We start from the raw sequence: 824 nt of genomic DNA, 5'->3' as shown, positions 1-824 counted from the left end.
GACCTCGCGCGCGAGCCTGCGTCTGCTCGGCTCGGTCGGCGAGCCCATCAATCCGGAAGCCTGGGAGTGGTATCACCGCGTCGTCGGCGAGGACCGCTGCCCGATCGTCGACACCTGGTGGCAGACCGAGACCGGCGGCATCCTGATCACGCCGCTGCCGGGCGCCACCAAGCTCAAGCCCGGCTCGGCGACGCTGCCGTTCTTCGGCGTGGTGCCGGAGATCGTCGATGCCGACGGCAAGGTGCTGGATGGCGAGACATCAGGCAATCTGTGCCTCACGCGGTCCTGGCCCGGCATGATGCGCACGGTCTATGGCGACCACGCCCGTTTCGAGCAGACCTACTTCTCGACCTACAAGGGCAAGTATTTTACCGGCGACGGCTGCCGGCGCGACGCCGACGGCTACTACTGGATCACCGGCCGCGTCGACGACGTCATCAACGTCTCCGGCCACCGCATGGGCACCGCCGAGGTCGAGAGTGCCTTGGTCGCGCATGAGAAGGTCTCGGAGGCCGCCGTCGTCGGCTTCCCGCACGACATCAAGGGCCAGGGCATCTATGCCTATGTCACGCTGATGGCCGGCGTCGAGCCGACCGAGGACCTGCGCAAGGAGCTCGTGACCTGGGTGCGCAAGGAGATCGGCCCGATCGCCTCGCCCGATCAGATCCAGTTCGCGCCCGGCCTGCCCAAGACGCGCTCCGGCAAGATCATGCGCCGCATCCTGCGCAAGATCGCCGAGGACGAGCCGGGCAGCCTGGGGGACACCTCGACGCTCGCCGATCCCGCCGTGGTCGACGATCTCGTCAAGAACCGACAGAACAAGA

The 824-nt window shown here is 67.4% G+C and carries 1 protein-coding gene; it reads left to right on the top strand.

Annotated features, from left to right (window positions below; all coding sequences use genetic code 11):
- Nucleotides 1-824 (top strand): AMP-binding enzyme (locus tag ACV1FX_RS41710; RefSeq protein ID WP_473123281.1); only part of this gene is annotated, 824 nt, incomplete at both ends.

It is taken from the genome of Bradyrhizobium ingae, from assembly GCF_055791185.1.
The sequence above is the reverse complement of the archived record's forward strand: the minus strand, read 5'-3'. Positions and strand labels throughout refer to the sequence as shown.